Genomic DNA, 18,028 nt, shown 5'->3' on the forward strand with positions numbered 1-18,028 from the left:
ACTCAAGAGCAGACTGTTATCCCACTATTTGATTGGGCAACTCAAATCACCCACTCTTGCTATGAAATTGGGCTAAGCTGACCACCACATTTAGTACATCTGCGTAAGTCCTGTTCAATTAGACAGCAATTGTGCATCCACAACCGTGTCTAAAGCTAGATCGGCTAAACCAACCTGTTCCAAAAGGTCAACCCAGGCTGTACGAACAGCAGTGTCTTCTGGATTAGAGCGATAACGAGTAGCCAGCTCGGTCAGTGCGTCATACCAAACTCCATTCCATTCAAATGCAGGGTCAGGAGTGGTTCGCGTAATCCAACCATCCAGAGCGAAATCTCTGTGTCCATAGCTCTCAGAGCCACAATTAATCATTAATTTCCACTGATAGGCTTCCTCCATTTCCAAAGCGATCGGAATAGTGATTCCCATCACTCCTGGTACATCTGCCAGTTGAATCGAGGAGCGATACAGGGTGGTCGTCTCATTGCGATCATGCACTGAAAACTCAACGGTAGTCACATCCTGATTCGTGTAAGGCATGTAAAACCAGACCACTGGAGACTCCATTGCTGTTGCCCCTTTTCCATCTTCGGGCACAAGAGCGGTGGGTGGATGAGTGGTTTGCCTACACTGACTCGCGGATTCCCCAGGACGGGTTCCTCCTCCGGTACGACTGCCATCTGGAGTACCTGTTATGGGGAGCGGTCTGGGGCGCGTTGCTACTCTGGAAGGGTTAACTTCAGCATGGTGTGGGTAAGAAGTTTCTGCTTCTAGCCTCGTTTGAGTCCATCCGGCATTTGGAGTGAGTATCAGGCTAATTACTAACACTCCAATTTTCAAATGTTTTATCAGTAATTGATTAACCATACGGATTCAATGAACCTCGACAAATCCTACTGCACGACAGAACCTGGCGTTAAGACAAGCATCACACCTCCTGTTATTCCAAGCGCTAAAACGGTTGGAATCAGTGGCAACCAAAGCCCCTGAACCAGTGCAAACCAGCACGAGCCGTATAATACTCCGACGGCAACTCCAAACCCAATTGTCAAACTCAACAAAATGGGAATGCCAGTAGGGTGAACCCGCAAATGCCAAACCAATACTCCTCCCACGAGGGTCCATCCCAGCACCCAAAGGGCATCAGCCCATTGAGGCATTGCTTGAATTAAAGGACGATGCGAAGCATCCCCCTTGGAGTAGTCGCCCAAAATAGTGTCTAGCAGTTGACTGACAATATGCGCATGGATGTGTAACCCCCGCATTCTGCCATAGGGTGTGGACTGATCATCTTGAACACTTGCGGCTGTTACGCCAACTAAGACTACGCGATCGCGAATCCAACTGGGGTCAATTTGATCTTGAAGGAGAGCCGTAATCGAAATCTGTTGGGCAATTTCGGCGGTGGCTCGATAGTTGATCAAAATCTGATTGCCGCGCGCATCCAGGTTTTGATATCCACCCGTGCGAGGGGTTAAACGTTTAATGATTGTTGTATCAAACTGCCAGTCCTGTTCTGCTGTCAAGGTTGGAGGAATAGCTGGGATTTGTCGATCGAGATAGTTGAAGACCAACTGCAGGCTAAAAGAATAGGGTGTGGTGCAGGGAGATAAAGGCGAAATCGGATTGGGCGATCGCGACAATACATGTCGTCGCACCACTGCATCAGCTGCATCCAATTCTAAGTCTGCAAAACCAATCTGCTCCACAGGGCTATCAGGAGGAGGGGCGATCGCCTGGGTTTTATCTGTTCCCCAGGTACACACGGGGATGACATTTGGATTAGACTGCAACTCGGCAACAAAGGATTCATGCCCCGGTAGAACGGGGCGATCGCGATAGATATCAATGCCGATTGCTGCTGGACGATAGTGCCCTAGTTTCTCAATCACTTGAGCCAACACCGCATCGGGTACTGGAAAGCCATACTGCTGCAAATCTCGTTCGTCTGCCCCAACCAACAAAATGCGGGAGTCAGGCAGCTCAGCCGGGCGCTGTCGCAACAGGCGATCGTAGCTTTGCAATTCCCACGGCTGCAGCCAACCAAACCACCGTAACCCCATAATGAGAGCCGTAACTGTCACACTGCTTAAGCAGACCAGTCCAAGCTGCCTCTGTAAGGAAGTAGAAAGGGGTGTTTTTGACTTAGAGTTTGGAGTTTGGAGTTTTGACTGCTCTTCTTCTGGGTCATTCCGACATAGCTGTTGCCAGGTCATCGGAATTGCTGCTGGATGCTGATAAATGACGGGTAGCCAACTGGCACAGGGAAACTGATCCTCTAAGCTCTGTAATCGCTCACGGGCTTCTCTTTCTGCTAAATAGAATGGCTCCCCTCCAGCAAAGGCTTTCAAAAAATACTTGAGAAAGTCTTGAGCAACCGGATCAGGGATAGGCTGCCGCATCACGATCATTTGGGGCAGTTGCAGTTCCTCAAGCGCATGGGCTAAGCCCAACCCATCGCAGGAGTTAAAGATAGCAAACTGCAAACCGTGGGCGATCGCCCGATTAACCCCATACTTCAGTTCCTCAATGGTCAGACTCACGTCAGGGTTGAGCTTGATCCACCCCTCGCCATCTTCCGTGGTCTCGCTGTGCCCAGCAAAGAAGAGAATGTCCCAAGGCTGTTCACACAGGTGGTCGTGCAGCACTCGTCGAGCCGGTTCTACCAAAAACGTCAGGTTAGCTCCTGGTAGCTCAGTCAGCATTTGTTGATCAGCTTCGACATTAATGTTAGAGCGATCGCCTAAGATAGCCAGTATTCTCACTCCACTCGTTGTAGACGCAGAACGGGTGAGTTGAGTCAGGGGACGGCGAAACTTGGGCGCACCCAACGCAACCTCTGCCTTTGGATATTGCTCAACCACATCCCACACATGCCAGGGAAGCTGATGCAACTGCTGATCGTCAGTGCGAAGCAAAATTCGAATCCGTTCCTCTTGAACCAATGCCTGACGCAATTGATTATCAATTTCTCGAAACGAATTGGATTGCAACCACAATCTCAAGTGTTTTTCTAGCGTCTTTGCCGATTGGAGACAGGCTTCAATTGGGTGGAGGGAGCCGTCGTAGCGGATCTGCCGAGGTTTAAGTGCGCGATAGGGAGCCGATAGACGATGATAATGAGTTTGCCATTGCGCGAGTTGGGCAGCTAACTCTGGGTTGGGCGGAAGCGCTCCACTCGTTGCAATATCGGGATATTGTCCCTCCTGCCCAATCTCCAACGTAATCCGGAATCCTTGCTGTTCCAGGTCACCATCCAATTTCAGAACCACGAGCTTACTCATGACGGTTCCTTGCTATCTCACTCAAATCACGAAGGACTCGACCTTGTTTTGATCCGCTAGCTCCACTTTGACACTAAACGCATCTCCAACATCACCGCTAAATTCCAGTTCAATCAGTCGGTTATCTGCTCGGGCATCAGACTGCATGATGACTGAACCTTCATTGTCTAAAATCATCACCCGCAGCGTTGCTGGAAGATGTGGGTGATCGGCTGTTGGGCAAACATGAACAGTAACGGTATGTGATGAGTCTGCCTCTGATGAGTCTGCCTCTGGAGTAATCTTCAAGATCAGGGCGACCTGTTCATCAGGTAAATCGCTGAAGCTTAACAGTTTGCCTCGTGCGATCGCAGATGTATCAGATGTCGCCTCTGCATCTGGCGTTGCACTGCGCCATTGTACTGCTAGGGGTTGTAGCCCTAATAGGTCATCCAGCGATCGCCATCCTGCTTCAATTAAGTTGTTTAACCACTGACTTAACCGCGTCACGCCTTGTAATGGGTCTTGACGTGAAGTTAACGAGTGCAGGTAAGTAGGCAGTTCAGAGAGCGATCGCAACTGACGCAGCGGCAATTCTTCTGTCTCAACCTGATCGACAAAGCCTAGAAGGGTTGCCTCCTGACGATGGTCATCAATGCCCACCACAACATATCCAATTCGATCTTCCTGCACCTCAGTGGGAACGTGGCAAACTGGGTCAGGGTCTTCGAGTCCAGCCAGTGAGAGCGGACGACACTCCAACCGCCCCACCCCAACAATGTTTAGATCCGCTGCATTAATTACCGATCGCATCAGTGGATTCCAACTGTCGCATCCTGACAAATTTGCAGAAACCCCCAAAATTTTGAGGTAGTTATTCACCGCGCAAACCGCCAGCGTATTGAGATAAACCTGATCGGCTTTGGTTGGCGTAGGCTGCTGTTTGGCAAATCCTTGTGCGAGTTGGTGGGTCTCCTGAGTAAGTAGGACAGGTACTCCAGCATCATCGAAAGCCCCAAGATCGTAATTCATAGTTCCCCTCTTAGCAATTGGCGAGTAGTCAAGAGTCGTCGTGGTCACGCAGTATCAGCATCAACTTATACTTTTGTGAAAGTTTCAGCGATGACTACTCTCCCCCTCATCTAGATATCCTTCCGAAACACCAAAATTTCGCAGCAGCGGCAGGCAACGGCGATTATAAAACTTGGGTAAGTCCTTAGCTTCGGCAGGAGTAAGGTGAAAGCGATCGGCAATGACTTGCCAAGAGGTCTCTGATGGAAACCGCATCAGGAATAAGGTTTGAGCGTTGATGTCAGCTCGTTTTCTAAAACAAGTTGCTTGCAATATGCCCTGCGGATCAGTTTGAACCCAGTTCATCGTCTTCTCCCAAACGTCGAGCGTTGGTTCCAGTTCAGGGCGTGCTGGAAGTCGATCGACTGGATCTAGAAAATTTCCTTGCTCTGTTTGCTCTACCCCTGCACGTCGCTTGTAGTCTCGACTTTGGCGATCGCGAAATAACCGCAGTTGCTTCTTCAGATAGTTATCTAACCAGGTGATCACTCCACTCAACGTTGGATCATATTCTTCCAAATGCTGGCAGCAATACTCCCACATCTGCTGAAGAGCATCTGCATAGTAGGGAGTGTATTCTCTCCAAAGTTTGCCCGACTTCATTACTAACCGATAAATCTCCTGCAGTGCCCGTTGGCGGTCAACGCTTTTAGGAGGATGAGTACAGGCTTCGGCAACGAGCTGGCGAAGCGTTTCATCTAAATCCTTCATATTAAATCAGTCAGGGAGAGGGGTTTGGGGCATTGATAACTCCTCTTCTGTAATACGCAGTATTCGAGATAACTGCGCTTCTTCATTACAAAATTTAGTACACGAATTCAGTAGCGCAAGAGGCTAAGCCTCTTCACTAAGCGATAGCCGCTTTTTAAGTGCTGTTCATGCTCAAGAGGCGATCGCCTCAAAGTGGAACTGCTCCACATCGCTCTTTGTCTAGTAGTGACTCCCTCACACTATTCACGAGTTCTACTTTGCTTCGCCCGACCTTAAAAAAATCAACGTCTTGGACCCGCTACGTCATTCGGTTAGCTGCCCCACGTTAGCACCCGTAAAGGTGATAGGGAAGGGGGCTATGGCTTGGTAAAATTTATTTAAATCTAGGTTGCATCAACTCTTCAAACCCAATGTAGATAATATCAACCAGGGTTAGGAGATTGGCGAATTTACTCGCAGATTCCAAAATGAGATCGGTCGAACGCTACAAGAACCAGTCCGTATCGGCAGACTATCAGAAGTCAAAGGTCTAAGAACCGAACAAGCCGGTTTTGTCGAGCTAGGAGTGGCGTTAAACGCCAAACTTCTTTAGCTTTGTGATGTCTAAGTTCGATGAGTAGCACTAGGCATACTCTCTGCTCACTCTCTTCTTTGGAGGGTTGTTTGAGCAGATTTGCTGCTACCCGCAATTTACCTGGCTTAAGGAAAGCATATGTCTCAGCATAATTCGGAAACGTTTTCAGTTTCAGCTGCTTCTGAGTTGAGTAATCAAACCACATCAAATCTGACAGAGGATTGGAAGTACAGTGTGTTTGGTAATGGAATTGGTAGTAGTGGGCTGATTACAGCAGACATTGACAACGACGGAATCACGGAAATCATTGCTGGTGGATCACTCACAACCTTTGGTACCAACGACTTTTGGTATGTGTTAGACCCGATCTCAAACCCTAATGGGTATAACAGACAGTGGACCAGTAGCTTGTATCCAGACAAAGTGTTAGCGATCGCGGCGTTTGACACAGACGCAGATGGCATCTACAGCATCTTCATAGGGCTAGGAAATGGGGATGTTGCAATCTATGATGGCAGCTCACTTCAATCCATCAAAACCCTCAATCCGTCTAATAGCGCGATTCATCACATCCTGTATGCTGATGCAAATAACGACTCTATCAAGGACATCGTCATTGCTGATGACAACCATATCTACATTTACAATGCCAGTTCCCTCGCGCTCGACCTGCAACTGAATTATGCTTCCACCGACTTCGAGATCGGCAATGTAGACTCAGATGCAGCTAACGAAATTGTTTTATCCAGCGGTTTGGTCTTGGAAGTCAACGGTTCCAACACTAGCGTCCAGTGGGATTATGCTGGGGGAGACTTTGGACAGTCAGTTGAACTCTCAGATGTTGATGCAGACGGAATTCAAGAAATCATCGGAGCAGCTCCTTGGAACTACATTACGGTTTTTGATGCAGACATTCAATCTCCCAAATGGCAAATCACCACCAGGCAGGACATTGATGCCCTTCTGGTTACAGATATTGACAATGATGGAGTTGATGAAATTCTTTATGGTGATGGTCAATTCGGTAAGATTCATGCTTATGACGTGATCAGCCGCACTGAGCAATGGGCAATTGACAACCCTGACCATGGGGTTACTAACATTGCTGTAGTCGATGTGGATGGAGATGGAACCCTGGAGCTTTTTTGGGGAGCTGGGGCAACCTCCACAGGACCGGATCATCTTTATGTCTGTGACATCCCGACGCAGTCTCTAGAGTGGAAAAGCAAACACATTGATGGACCCTTTCATGCAATGGATGTGGGTGATGTCGATAACGATGGTCAACTCGAAATTGTCTTTGCTTCGCTTCGGAGTAATAGTGGTTATGAGGATGGTGTTGTCGCCGTTTGGGATGCCCAAACCCATACGCCTGAGTGGGATCAAACCAATTTATTTGGAGGAACGGCTTGGACTGGAATTCACGATGTGCAAATCGGCGATGTTAATAACGATGGTACGCAAGAAATTGTCGTCGCCACTGATCGCCTATATGACGGAGCCGTTTATGTCATTGACGGCACTACAAAAAAAATCAGGCATTCCTATTTCTATGATGAAGGCGCTCCGATAAGGTCACTGGCGATCGCTGATATTGACAATGATGGCACAACTGAAATTATTGCAGGGGGTTCTAGAGAGCACACAGGTGCCCCTGGGGTGTATACCTATATTTTGGATGGCGCAACTGGAGCCGTCGAATGGAACAGTATTAGTTTAGGAGACTCCTGGTCAGCCATTTCTGAAATTGAAGTTGGTAATCTGGATAGCGATGCAACCCAGGAGATTGTTGCGGTCAACAACCACCTCTTTGTATTTGATGGAGTGACTCATCAACAATGGCAAAGTTCATTTAGCGGTGTTTCAAGCCTTCATCTGTTTAATCCTGACCGCGATGACACACAAGAAATCCTGGTGGGTCTTAACAACGGACAGGTGTTAGTAATAGATGGGCAAACGTATCAAACCATAGATGATTTCCAAATCAGCTCAACTGCCATTACTGGCTTACAAACCTCTGATATTGACAAAGACGGTGACACTGAATTGGTCTATAGCAATGGCACCTCAGTTGGCATTTACAGCTTTGAGCAATCTGCTATCATCTGGCAAAGCGACCCGTTAGGTACATCAGTAGGCAATACAAATAGTCTGTTGGTTGCTGACACCGATGGGGATAGACGAGTTGAGATTATCGTTGGTACAAACTACACCGTGGTTGAGTTCGACGTGCTTATTCCACCGAGACTCGTTCAACCATTTGCAGATTTAACCACTAACACGGTGAGTGAATTTACGTTACAAATCAGTGACTACTTCAACGAGATTGATGCAGGTGATACTCTAACTTACTCTGCCAATGGTTTGCCCGATGGGTTAGAGATTGATGCTGGGGCAGGTCTTATTGATGGGGTTGCTACTGCTGCTGGACAATATGACATCACCGTTACAGCAACAGATAATACGGGTCTATCTACGAGCGACACGTTTGAGTTAACTGTATATAACCTAATTCGGTTAACCCGATTTGATGATACTGCAACAGGAACGAGAGCACCTGACCACATCGAAGCACTTGCAGGAAGCGATCGCGTTTCTGGCAGATTGGGAGATGACTTAATCAACGGTGGTGCTGGTAATGACCATTTGTTGGGAGCTGCTGGCAATGATAGTTTGAATGGCGGCAGACATAATGACTTTTTAAGTGGCGGCGTAGGACAAGACAGACTTAAGGGTGGGGTAGGACAAGACGTGATGAAGGGTGGTCTAAATTCAGACATCTTTGTGCTGCAATCGAGGTCGGGAACTGACAAAATTATTGACTTTGAGAATGGACTAGACTTCCTCGGCTTATCCAACGGCTTAAAGTATGAAGATTTGACTATCACTCAACTTAGGAATCAAGTCCTAATTTCAGATATCAATGGTGCGATCGCTCAACTTCGAGGCATTAGCGCCAGATCAATCACTCAAGCAGACTTTGTAGCTCTCTAGTTTTTCAATAACCATGTTGGAAGTAATACAGAAAGTAAACATTTCTCTACACAATTAACACTTCCAGCAAGTACGTTGCTCATTTGCAGAGATCTAAAAGTCTCTGCATTTTTTTTGTTAAGAAGCGGCTCCTTCGAAGAGGAAACGATGACGAACCGATATCAGCAGTCTCCCCAACAGGATATTGCTTCTCATTCCCTAGGTTTAGATATGTAAATTATTTCGCCGGAGTGCGAAAAGTGATTTTGAGCAACGCAGTAACAGGTATAGAAAAGCGATTCATCCTACTGGTCAGGAGCGATCGCATGTCACTACACAAAGGAGAAAAAAATGTCTACATTCAATCTTGGCACTTTGCGCAGCACACCCAAAAGCAAAAATGACTCAACTTTAACTACGAGTGACCCTACCGATGTTTATAAGTTCAGACTCACAGGCACCAGCAATATCAACTTATCTCTCAATGAGATCAGTTCTGGGGATGATGCTGATTTACGCTTATATCGAGACTCCAATGGAAATGGTCGCTTAGATGTCCGGAACGGAGTTGTTTTAGACGAAGAAATTGCAAACTCCCGCAAAGGCTCTAACCTAGATGATGCAATTAATGTTCAAGCCAATGCAGGCACTTACTTCGCTAGAGTTGAGCGTTATGCTCCAGGTAGCTCAGGCACTGTCACCTATGATCTAGACTTGTCTGCCACCTCACCTTCTCCAACAGCCTCGCCGAGCAATCTTCTTCCTAAAGAATTTACAGTTGGTCATGCTGGAGCAGTAGTTAGAGATGAAAACTACAGTGACGCAGTTGGGGATAGCGATACAGCAGATGTTTATTCCTTCAAGCTAAGCCGTAATTATCGCCTCGATAGTATCAACCTTTCCGGGCTCAGCGATGATGCAGATATCCGTGTCATTCAAGACCGCAACCGCAACCGTATTGTTGACGCGGGTGAGATTATCGCCTCCTCAACCAACAGCGGCAGTTCCACGGATTCGATTTCAGCCGGTCAGCTTAGGACTGGTGTGAATTATTTTCTTCAAGTCTATCAGTACTCTGGCAACACAGACTATCAGCTCACCTTTGACATAGCTTAACCACTAGCGCTAACCACCAATCCTCAAATTTGAGGATTGGTGGTTAGCGTCAATTGCGTAGTAGTGCTTACAATACAGCCCCTTTATAAGGTGTTCCTTCTATGACTGCCGTTCTACAAATCGGGTATTCTACACTGACAAGCGAGAACATTGTCCCTTTGTTGGCTTGCTATCAAATTATCCCTCAGCTTATTTGCGAAAGCATTATCGAGCAGGCGATCAAAACAATTCACTGTACATCGGAAGAAACAACTCAAGCGTGCCAAGAGCTTTATCAGCAATGGGGACTCATTTCTGAAAGCCAAAGGCAAACTTGGCGATCGCACTACAGATTAAGTCAGGAACAATTTGAAAAACTGGCAACACGAAAGCTGAGGATTGAAAAATTCAAACGATTGTCTTGGGGACATACGGTTGGGTCTTGCTTTCTCAAGCGCAAAATGCAGCTAGACCAGGTAGTTTATTCATTCATGCGAATTGGTGATAGAGGACTTGCGAACGAACTCTACTTTCGCATCCAAGAAGGAGAGCAACCCTTTGCTGAACTTGCTCGCGAATACTCTGAAGGACCGGAGGCTTATACCAGCGGACTGATGGGACCAGTTGAATTAGGTAAGCTGCATCCGAACCTGGCAGAACTGCTTTATACAAGTCCAGTTAATAAAGTTCAGTCACCTGTGCCTTTTGGAGAATGGCAAGTGATTGTGCGTGTCGAGAAATTTATTCCGGCAGAATTAGACGACGCTATGCGCCAGCGGTTGCTTCAAGAAAAGTTTGAATCTTGGTTTCAGGAACAGCTCCGTCAACTCCCTTACCAAGAACAGATCTGGATGGGAGTTACATCAGACCATCCTAATGATGCAATGAAAAACTTAGCAGTAGCATGAGTTGAACAATCAGGAACAAATATTTCTCAGAAACATACTTCTTCAAAGATTTAACGTTCTATTTCTGAACGTCAGTTCAACAATCATTCAAGGAACACTTTTAATGCTTTATGTCCTTTAAACAGTTATTTGTCCATTTTTAAACAATTAGTGTCCATTCCCTTTAGAACTAGACAAACTGGTGGTACAGGGTTCTAGCTCTATTTGGGAATTATATTCTTCCTTTAGAGTTAAACAAATAAATGTCATTTTCTTCAAAATCGCTCTAAAGTTTTTAAACAAATAAATGTCATTTTCTACTAATTCTGAATAAACAATCGGCAGCCTGTAGCTCCCCTAATCTGTCAAGTAACGACAGGACTTTCAGAAATATTTAGAATCTATAGGGTCTACAGACTGCCTAGCTGGTCTTTAAGCTGTTTGTTTTCTGCTTGCAGAGCTATCACCTGCTGCTCCAGTTCTTTAATTCGATCGGTTTGCTGCTTCACGGTTTGCTCTAGCTCTGCTTGTGATAGATATAAAGAGGGATGGCTTGTTGACCATTGCACCAAAACATCATGTAGATCAGCCCCTCATACTCGTCAGTGCCATTCTGGAAGTCGCGAAGAACTTTGTATGACTTCCTGAATGACGAGGGCTTCCATTTGCTGAGAACGACGCAGAATTAGCCGCTGGTTCTGACCAAATGGGGCTGTTTTCACAGCTTGTCCAGAGGTCTTAAATAAAGGAACCCCAGACTCTAAAATTAGATGATCGGAGCAAAACTCATCCCAGAGGGTAGTTCCCATACGTCTTCTTAATCTCTGCTCTTGCAAGATTAGAGTGCCCAAGCTTAGCTAGTGCTGTTTAATCCTTCAGCAAATCGAAATCTCAAAATTGCTGAAGGGCGATCGCTGTCACCTTGAAGATGGCAGCATTGGAAAAAAGAGCAACCATGCTGCAATTGCTAAAATCCTAAAGCAGTTAACCATCATTGGCGGTCTTACTTTGAAGCAGAAACGCTCAAAATCTTTGCTGTTAGCCTTGCTAAACTCGCTGGCTGATTTCGATGGGGAGCTATCTGAGGAAGCTATAAAACTGTTGGATGAGCTGAAAACTCGATCTCACACTCTCCCTCCCTTATATGCCGATGTGTTTGCCCTGCCTGATTCAGCGACCTGCGCGGATCTGGTCGATCACATTACTTCCCTTTCTCAAGAGCAGATTGCGATCGCCAGCTATGCGTTTCAAATCTTCCGCTACTATGAGCAAATCTTGAGAGCGAGTCCTAGTGATGGGTCGCCGCAACAGAAGGCGGCTTAGGAGGCACAGGTGGAGCGGATTCGCCTTTCGGTGGCTCGAACCAAAGCAGCGTTGGCAGAATCTCTTGGGTAATGGGTAGAAGAAACACTACAATGAACGGCTAGCAATCATCAGGAACTACCAATGACTATGTCTGCCCTTAACCGTCAGCAATCCGATCGCCTGATTCAACACGTTAGCGGAGTTGAGCAACTGTTAACCGAGCTGGATGAGGAAGGAGCGGAGGAAGTTCTGGATGAACTTTATATGCTGATTACCAAGCTCTTTGACCAGTTTCCGCAGCTTGATAAGGACGAGGATTAACAATACTACCCTCATTGCTGCTCCTTACCCTACTCTTTGACAGGAAATGGTGAATGATAAATTCTGTCAATCTTAAACTCTAGACTCGTTACGCCTTGTTCCCAGGTGAGTTTAGTAATGATGGCATCTGCGTAAGCAATCCATTGATCGTTTACTAGGGAAATTGGTACATCGATCGGGAAAATTCTGTAGCTTTCTTTTTGAGCTTGGTAGGTTTTACCCTTCTCTAATTGATCTGGATAGCCCTGAGTAGGCAAGAGTTTAACAACAGTTCTCATTATGGTCTTCAAATTAGAGGTTCCGCGCCCAGTGGTCGGGCTTTCTTTCAAAATTAGAATTGCTACATAGCAACAGTTCTAATTTTGGTTTTTAAGCCAGAGAGTCTTGCCAGGAGAAAGCCTGGCGTTGGCGAACTTTTCTCTAAAATTCTGGGTTGTGCTGGGTCTGCAATCTCAACAGCGCATGAAATCATTCAGATAGATTTATCCCTATGCATAGATCGATTTGCATAGACTCATAGCCAAAGTCCTATAACTAATCTGCCGCAAAGTCTAGTAGGATTCTCTCATCAGAGGTTAAGTATTTATTCCTACTTGCTATGGTGACCGTTCAATTCCCCTGGCTAACCACGCTCGTTCTGCTCCCGCTGGTTGCCGCTCTACTCATTCCATTGCTGCCCGATAAAAGCGGCAAGCTGGTGCGCAGCTATGCCCTCGGTGTCGGGATTATAGATTTTGTGCTAATGTGCTACGCCTTCTGGACACATTACGATGCCAGCAGCGCTGCGTTCCAGATGGTAGAAAAATTCACCTGGATTCCGCAGCTGGGGTTGAACTGGTCCGTTTCAGTAGATGGACTGTCTGCTCCTCTGGTGCTGCTGGCCGGATTGGTGACCACTCTCTCCATGTTTTCGGCTTGGCGAGTCGATCGCAGGCCCAAGCTGTTCTATAGCTTAATGCTGGTGCTGTATGCCGCTCAAGTGGGCGTCTTTGTTGCCCAAGATCTGCTGATGTTCTTCGTCATGTGGGAGGTCGAGCTGGCTCCAGTCTATCTGCTGGTCTGTATTTGGGGTGGACAAAATCGTCGTTATGCCGCTACAAAATTTTTGATGTACACCGCTGCCGCCTCTATCTTCATCCTGGTTGCGGCTCTGGCGATGGCTTTCTACGGCGACACAATTACCTTTGACCTGGCAGACCTGCAGCTGAAAAGTTTCCCTCTGGCCCTGGAACTGCTGCTGTATGCCGGACTGCTAATCGCCTTCGGCGTCAAGCTGGCTATTTTCCCCTTCCACACCTGGTTGCCTGATGCACATGGCGAAGCTTCCTCTCCGGTATCAATGGTGCTGGCAGGCGTGCTGTTGAAGATGGGCGGATATGGGCTGATTCGTCTCAACCTCGAACTTTTGCCCCATGCTCACATCTACTTTGCGCCGGTTTTAGCCATTTTAGGAGTCGTTAACATCATCTACGGTGCTTTGAACTCCTTTGCTCAGGTCAACATGAAGCGCCGCTTGGCCTACTCGTCGATCTCACATATGGGATTCGTCCTGCTGGGCATTGCCTCCTTCAGCGATATCGGCATGAGCGGTGCCCTGCTGCAAATGGTCTCGCATGGCTTGATCGCCTCAGCGCTGTTCTTCCTGGCAGGTGTTACCTACGATCGGACTCACACGATGATGATGAATCAAATGGGCGGCATCGGTCAGGCTTTACCAAAGGTCTTTGCTTTGTTCACGGCTACTGCAATGGCTTCACTGGCGCTGCCGGGCATGAGCGGCTTTGTTAGCGAGATCGCCGTTTTCGTAGGGTTGGCCACCACTGACATCTACAGCTCGACCTTCCGCATCGTCACCGTTTTGCTCTCTGCAGTGGGATTAATCCTGACGCCAATCTATCTCCTCTCCATGCTGCGGCAGGTGTTCTACGGCTCCGGTGCAGAGCTGGCGTGCGACATTATGCCCTCTTGCGACTTAAGCGATGTTGACTTGAAGAACCAGGGGAATGAGGAAGCCGCCTGCTTTGGCACCAACTGCGAGCTGCCTGTGAACGCCAAATTTGAGGATGCCAGTCCCCGAGAACTATTTATCGCGATCTGCTTCTTAGCGTTGATTATCGCGCTCGGGGTCTATCCTAAGTTGGCGACGCAGATGTATGACGTGAAGACTGTCGCGGTCAACGCTCAGATGCGTCAGTCCTATCAGCAGATTGCTCAGGAGCATCCTCAGATCTATGCCAAGAGCTTCTGGAATTCGACCCTCTCAGAATCCCAGACGGCTCCAGTATTAGGCATTGTCAAGTAGAGTGCTCCAGCCAGAAATTCTCATTTCAGGTTTTGCCAACAAAACCAAAGGGTTTCGCGCCCAACGAGCGCAGAAACCCTTGGTTCGATTCCAAAATTAGAATTGCTGAGAGTTTGAGGATGCTATTGACTTGTCACGGCATTCCCATATTTTCAGGCTCTTGGTTCGTTAAACAGTTAGAACTTGCTTTGCTGCGACTTCCATCAGGGTAGCGCTGCTGTCTCGTGCAAACCAATGGCTTGATGAATTTCTGCAATGGCAGCAGGAATCAGACCTACTCTATGAGGACGTGTTGAAAAGGTTATATGACAAAACGTCTGGTCTGACTGGTCCACTGTATGAAGTGCTTCGACAGATTGCCATTTGCGCTTTGAAGAAGGGCTTGTCCACGCTTGATGAGCAAACAACGCTTGAGGTTTTGCAAGGGCAGTTCAAAGCATACGTGGGGTAGAGATGCCTTATGCATGATGGAACCTCATCAGAGACAGCATCCGAAGATTCTTGGTTTTGGATTGCACAGATTGAACCCTACGAGGGTGAAAGCATTAGCCATTATTTTGGTCGATTCCGACATTATGAACTAAACAGTGTTTCTGCTCCAACGCCTCTTAGTGATGCAGCAGGAATCGGATTTGCTCTATCCCGTTGGGAAAAGTTCCGCTTCAACCCATTTCCTAGTCGAAGGGAACTTGCAGCAATGGCAAAGCTGGTAGGGCTGGACGCTGAAAGGTTGCTTGCCATGTTCCCGCCGAAAGGTATACCAACCGTCAACCGTTCTACTCGCTTGTGTGGAGCCTGTTATGCCGAAGCGCCTTATCACCGGATGGAATGGCAGTTTGAAACAACTAAGGGATGCGATCGCCATCAACTTCGTCTCATTTCTAGATGCCCTGCTTGTGATGAGAAAATTCCACTGTCCTCAGATTGGGAAAATGGGCAATGCTCAAAATGTGGAATGAGATTCAGAACAATGGCAAAGAAGCAGAAAAGGTACTGACTTTAAGGGCGCTGTTCATTAAATCTTGAAATGGAAAATATCTTGCACTTTTCTTGCTCAACTAGTACATTCGCACTATCAAATATTTGAGGTTTGTCATGAGCATCAAAACTATTCGTTGCTCATTGTGTACTGATGAGGCAACCCGAAAATTCTTTTGGGAGGAAATGGTTACATATACACTTTTGGTCAATGCTCTCTTTAAAGCGGTCGCAGAGCATGACAAATTCAAAGAGTGGCAAACCAAAGGATTTGTTCCTAGTGAATCAGTTAAGGAGATGATTGAATTTTTCAAGAAACATTCTGATTCTAAAAAGCTACCTGGTCGCTTTTATGATTCGGCAGCTCGGATGACTCAATATGTCTACAAATCCTGGTTTAGTTTGCAAAGACAACGCTACTTCCGAATGCTCGGCAAGAAGCGATGGTTAGACATTGTGAAACAAGATTATGACTTAGAGAAAACAACAGACTTCAGCTCAGAAAACATTTGTGCTAAAGCACAGGAGATTTTGGAGGAATCCGGCTCACAACCTGTGGAGTCAAACGATAGAAAGCCAAGGCATAAATCAGCAAAATCAAGTAATTCTTTGCTGGGTGAGTTACTCACTCAATTCGAGTCTACAAGTGACACTCTCGTCCAGCGGGCAATTATTCACCTACTCAAAAATAATCTACAAGTGAGTAATGAGCCTGAAGATTCAGAAAAGTTAAAATTACAACTTGAGAGCAAACAAATAGAAATAGAAAGACTTGAGGAGCAGCTTCAGAGCTGTTTTCCAAAAGGAAGAGATCCAACAGGTGAAAGGTTTGCTGCAATCCTGTCGGATGCTGTCTCTCTTCCAAATGGTGATGATGCAGATTCTATTGCTGAAGCACTGAATGAGTGGCGACAGCAGAAGTCTATTAATTTTTTAATCCTCTCCCCTATCCAGTTTTGTGGGGTAGTGCAGACGAATTTATCTGGTCAACCGAACCTAGAAGTAGTTCAACAAACTCAGAACCTTCTGTAGAAAGTTCATCAAAGCAGCGTAAATCCAAAAAGAAAAAGAAGTTAGTATCGGACAAAATTTGTTTTCGGTTTAATCGGCTCAGAAGTTTTGTCTTCAAAGTTCAATGCGATCGCCGTCAACTTCCAGTATTTCGCCAGTTTTTAGCAGATCATCAAGTTAATGCTTCGGCTCCTAAAGAAGAACGTTTTTCTTCGTCGTTATTTACCTTACGATCTGCCCAGCTTATTTGGCAGAAAGATACAAATAAACGCAAAGAGAAGAAATCGGATAAGTCTCAATCCTACACATCTGATCAACCTTGGGCAACGCATCGTCTTCATCTACACTGCACGATTGATACTCATTTCTTGACTGCTGAAGGAACAGAAGCTGTTAAAGAGGAGATCAAATGCAAAGTTGCTAACAGTTTAAAGGAACAAGATAAGGTATCTGACCAGGAGGTTGAACCGTTAGAGTTGACTGAAGGGCAGAAGGGGCGTTTAAAAGCCAAGCAGACCCAACTGACTCGTCTGGAAAATCCTTACCCACCACGTCCTAGCAAACCTAACTATCAAGGTGATCCCCTGATTACCGTCGGAGTTAGTCTAAGCCGTCAAGTGCCTCTTACTGTTTGCGTAATCGATCTTAGAACTGGAAATATCTTAGAGAACCAGACCACAAAACGGTTATTGACCATTCATGGAATCAAGGCAAAAAGAGGTAAACGCAGCGCATTACAACTGAGACTGGAGCATTGGCGGCTGGTAAACAAGCTAAACCTGCGAAGGCAGCGAAATCTACTTCAGCGCAAGAAGGAACAAAAGCATGACCAATATCAGGAGAACAACAGTGAATCAAACTTAGGCATCTATATGGAAAGATTGCTAGCAAACAGGTTAGTGCGCCTTGCCATAAGGTGGAATGCTAGCAGCATTGCCGTGCCCGACTTGAAACGCATTCGCGAAATTATCGAAAGTGACGTTCGAGCCAAAGCAAAGCATAAGTTCCCGCAAAAAAAGGAACTTCAAGATCAGTACGCTAGACAACTCCGAGCAAGCTTTCATCGCTGGAGCTATAGCCGATTGGTGCAGTTCATTCGAGAGCGTGCAACTAGTCAAGGTATCCCAGTAGTTAGTGGGCAACAACTTAAACAGGGATCGCTACAGCAGAAAGCAGTAGAGGTTGCAATGTCTGCTCACCGGCTCCCAGCGTTGTGAACTTGACAGAATCTTGAACCTTGACAATGTAATATTTTCCCAATAGCGCGCCGGTCTTTCGAGGACAGGTGTAAAGTATGGAGCAGTTTAATTGCTTTCCGCTCCAGGTAGTTGTCCGTTTCTTTTGTAGAGTTTCTCTATAAATACGGTGTGGGGTCGCGCCTAGCATCAAGAAGCAATGTTTTCATAACAGTGGTTGTGAGCCATTAGTTATGAGGATACAGGCATACGTGTTGTGGCAGCTACCCAATCGCCTCCGAGCAAGGAGGAATCCTCTAATATTTTTGGCAAGCCGAAGTAAGGGCAAAATCCCCAATACCTTT

General features: G+C 46.6%; 16 protein-coding genes. 9 read left to right on the forward strand and 7 right to left on the reverse strand.

Annotated elements, in window-relative coordinates:
* Positions 1-114 precede the first annotated feature (114 nt).
* The 4 genes from H6F93_RS07240 to H6F93_RS07255 form a co-directional block, all read right to left on the reverse strand.
* Complete coding sequence (locus H6F93_RS07240) at positions 115-864, reverse strand: DUF928 domain-containing protein (protein WP_190644318.1); 750 nt, start codon at positions 862-864, stop codon at positions 115-117.
* A 26-nt stretch (positions 865-890) separates the two neighbouring features.
* Positions 891-3,281: a CHASE2 domain-containing protein gene (locus H6F93_RS07245; RefSeq protein WP_190679896.1), complete on the reverse strand. Its 2,391-nt coding sequence runs from the start codon at positions 3,279-3,281 to the stop codon at positions 891-893.
* A gap of 21 nt (positions 3,282-3,302) precedes the next feature.
* A complete protein-coding gene (locus tag H6F93_RS07250; RefSeq protein WP_190679897.1) occupies positions 3,303-4,292 on the reverse strand; it encodes a DUF1822 family protein in 990 nt (329 codons plus the stop codon).
* Between the two features lie 84 nt (positions 4,293-4,376).
* Positions 4,377-5,042 carry a sigma-70 family RNA polymerase sigma factor gene (locus H6F93_RS07255; protein WP_190679898.1) on the reverse strand — a complete coding sequence of 222 codons (666 nt, stop codon included), beginning with the start codon at positions 5,040-5,042 and terminating at the stop codon, positions 4,377-4,379.
* Positions 5,043-5,754: 712 nt separating this feature from the next.
* Here H6F93_RS07255 and H6F93_RS07260 point away from each other — a divergent pair.
* The 3 genes from H6F93_RS07260 (at position 5,755) to H6F93_RS07270 (ending at position 10,592) form a co-directional block, all read left to right on the forward strand.
* Complete coding sequence (locus H6F93_RS07260; protein ID WP_190679899.1) at positions 5,755-8,610, forward strand: FG-GAP-like repeat-containing protein; 2,856 nt, start codon at positions 5,755-5,757, stop codon at positions 8,608-8,610.
* 330 nt (positions 8,611-8,940) lie between these two features.
* Positions 8,941-9,705: a pre-peptidase C-terminal domain-containing protein gene (locus H6F93_RS07265; protein ID WP_190679900.1), complete on the forward strand. Its 765-nt coding sequence runs from the start codon at positions 8,941-8,943 to the stop codon at positions 9,703-9,705.
* A 101-nt stretch (positions 9,706-9,806) separates the two neighbouring features.
* On the forward strand, positions 9,807-10,592 hold the full coding sequence (locus H6F93_RS07270) for a peptidylprolyl isomerase (protein ID WP_190679901.1): 786 nt from the start codon (positions 9,807-9,809) through the stop codon (positions 10,590-10,592).
* Positions 10,593-10,981: 389 nt separating this feature from the next.
* Here H6F93_RS07270 and H6F93_RS07275 read toward each other — a convergent pair whose 3' ends face one another.
* Positions 10,982-11,140: a hypothetical protein gene (locus H6F93_RS07275; protein WP_190679902.1), complete on the reverse strand. Its 159-nt coding sequence runs from the start codon at positions 11,138-11,140 to the stop codon at positions 10,982-10,984.
* A gap of 33 nt (positions 11,141-11,173) precedes the next feature.
* Positions 11,174-11,380, reverse strand: a complete 207-nt coding sequence (locus tag H6F93_RS07280; protein WP_190679903.1) for a hypothetical protein — start codon at positions 11,378-11,380, stop codon at positions 11,174-11,176.
* Between the two features lie 88 nt (positions 11,381-11,468).
* Here H6F93_RS07280 and H6F93_RS07285 point away from each other — a divergent pair, with 88 nt between their 5' ends.
* Both H6F93_RS07285 and H6F93_RS07290 read left to right on the forward strand, forming a co-directional pair.
* Positions 11,469-11,894, forward strand: coding sequence for a hypothetical protein (locus H6F93_RS07285; RefSeq protein WP_190679904.1), 426 nt, complete (start codon positions 11,469-11,471; stop codon positions 11,892-11,894).
* Positions 11,895-12,017: 123 nt separating this feature from the next.
* Positions 12,018-12,197: a hypothetical protein gene (locus tag H6F93_RS07290; RefSeq protein WP_190644327.1), complete on the forward strand. Its 180-nt coding sequence runs from the start codon at positions 12,018-12,020 to the stop codon at positions 12,195-12,197.
* Positions 12,198-12,226: 29 nt separating this feature from the next.
* On the opposite strand, the gene H6F93_RS07295 is transcribed toward H6F93_RS07290, so the two are convergent.
* Positions 12,227-12,526, reverse strand: a complete 300-nt coding sequence (locus tag H6F93_RS07295) for a DUF2584 family protein (protein WP_199313535.1) — start codon at positions 12,524-12,526, stop codon at positions 12,227-12,229.
* Between the two features lie 269 nt (positions 12,527-12,795).
* Between H6F93_RS07295 and H6F93_RS07300 the strand changes: the two genes are divergently transcribed.
* The 4 genes from H6F93_RS07300 (at position 12,796) to cas12k (H6F93_RS34565) (ending at position 17,705) form a co-directional block, all read left to right on the forward strand.
* Complete coding sequence (locus tag H6F93_RS07300; protein WP_190679905.1) at positions 12,796-14,499, forward strand: NAD(P)H-quinone oxidoreductase subunit 4; 1,704 nt, start codon at positions 12,796-12,798, stop codon at positions 14,497-14,499.
* 460 nt (positions 14,500-14,959) lie between these two features.
* Positions 14,960-15,496: a TniQ family protein gene (locus H6F93_RS35060; protein ID WP_190679906.1), complete on the forward strand. Its 537-nt coding sequence runs from the start codon at positions 14,960-14,962 to the stop codon at positions 15,494-15,496.
* Between the two features lie 98 nt (positions 15,497-15,594).
* Positions 15,595-16,509, forward strand: coding sequence for a type V CRISPR-associated protein Cas12k (gene cas12k / locus H6F93_RS34560; RefSeq protein ID WP_190679907.1), 915 nt, complete (start codon positions 15,595-15,597; stop codon positions 16,507-16,509).
* Positions 16,434-17,705: a type V CRISPR-associated protein Cas12k gene (gene cas12k / locus H6F93_RS34565; RefSeq protein WP_199313536.1), complete on the forward strand. Its 1,272-nt coding sequence runs from the start codon at positions 16,434-16,436 to the stop codon at positions 17,703-17,705. The genes cas12k (H6F93_RS34560) and cas12k (H6F93_RS34565) overlap by 76 nt, the downstream gene beginning before the upstream one ends.
* Positions 17,706-18,028 lie beyond the last annotated feature (323 nt).

This window comes from Leptolyngbya sp. FACHB-671 (assembly GCF_014695745.1).
GTDB lineage: Bacteria > Cyanobacteriota > Cyanobacteriia > Elainellales > Elainellaceae > JAAUTN01.

Excerpts from the sequence above, each read along its gene's own strand:
- H6F93_RS07245 (WP_190679896.1), bottom strand. The coding sequence starts at position 3,281 with ATGAGTAAGCTCGTGGTTCTGAAATTGGATGGTGACCTGGAACAGCAA.
- H6F93_RS07260 (WP_190679899.1), top strand. The coding sequence starts at position 5,755 with ATGTCTCAGCATAATTCGGAAACGTTTTCAGTTTCAGCTGCTTCTGAG.
- cas12k (WP_190679907.1), top strand. The coding sequence starts at position 15,595 with ATGAGCATCAAAACTATTCGTTGCTCATTGTGTACTGATGAGGCAACC.
- H6F93_RS07250 (WP_190679897.1), bottom strand. The coding sequence starts at position 4,292 with ATGAATTACGATCTTGGGGCTTTCGATGATGCTGGAGTACCTGTCCTA.
- H6F93_RS07265 (WP_190679900.1), top strand. The coding sequence starts at position 8,941 with ATGTCTACATTCAATCTTGGCACTTTGCGCAGCACACCCAAAAGCAAA.
- H6F93_RS07270 (WP_190679901.1), top strand. The coding sequence starts at position 9,807 with ATGACTGCCGTTCTACAAATCGGGTATTCTACACTGACAAGCGAGAAC.
- H6F93_RS35060 (WP_190679906.1), top strand. The coding sequence starts at position 14,960 with ATGCATGATGGAACCTCATCAGAGACAGCATCCGAAGATTCTTGGTTT.
- H6F93_RS07240 (WP_190644318.1), bottom strand. The coding sequence starts at position 864 with ATGGTTAATCAATTACTGATAAAACATTTGAAAATTGGAGTGTTAGTA.
- H6F93_RS07255 (WP_190679898.1), bottom strand. The coding sequence starts at position 5,042 with ATGAAGGATTTAGATGAAACGCTTCGCCAGCTCGTTGCCGAAGCCTGT.
- H6F93_RS07290 (WP_190644327.1), top strand. The coding sequence starts at position 12,018 with ATGACTATGTCTGCCCTTAACCGTCAGCAATCCGATCGCCTGATTCAA.
- H6F93_RS07280 (WP_190679903.1), bottom strand. The coding sequence starts at position 11,380 with ATGGGAACTACCCTCTGGGATGAGTTTTGCTCCGATCATCTAATTTTA.
- H6F93_RS07300 (WP_190679905.1), top strand. The coding sequence starts at position 12,796 with ATGGTGACCGTTCAATTCCCCTGGCTAACCACGCTCGTTCTGCTCCCG.